General features: G+C 36.4%; 1 pseudogene. It reads left to right on the top strand.

Annotated elements, in window-relative coordinates:
• Positions 1-207 precede the first annotated feature (207 nt).
• Positions 208-346, top strand: a pseudogene (locus tag NI468_RS16200) (thioredoxin family protein); the annotation flags it as partial.

The raw sequence follows: 346 nt of genomic DNA, 5'->3' as shown, positions 1-346 counted from the left end.
GTACGAGGCATAGCGAATAGTAAAATTGGGTTTGGCGATTTGATTTTACTACTTCGCTATTTTTTTAAGCTAAAAGTGTCAACACACCCTAGTTTAATAATCTAAAATATCGATCAATAAAATAAAAACAAACTGTTTTACCTATTTATGCAATTCATTTAATATCCTGTTATCAAATAAACATTTACTCCTTTGGAGACGTTAGCAATGTTAGACCAAAATACTTCAGCTCAACTTAAAACCCTATTAGAACGTCTGGAAGGCCCGATTGAACTGGTGGCGACTTTGGATGGCTCTGACAAATCAGCCAAAATCCAGGAACTGGTGTCCGAAGTGGCTGCACTGT

Source organism: Acinetobacter lwoffii (assembly GCF_024129355.1).
Taxonomy (GTDB): Bacteria; Pseudomonadota; Gammaproteobacteria; order Pseudomonadales; family Moraxellaceae; genus Acinetobacter; species Acinetobacter lwoffii_I.
The sequence above is the reverse complement of the archived record's forward strand: the minus strand, read 5'-3'. Positions and strand labels throughout refer to the sequence as shown.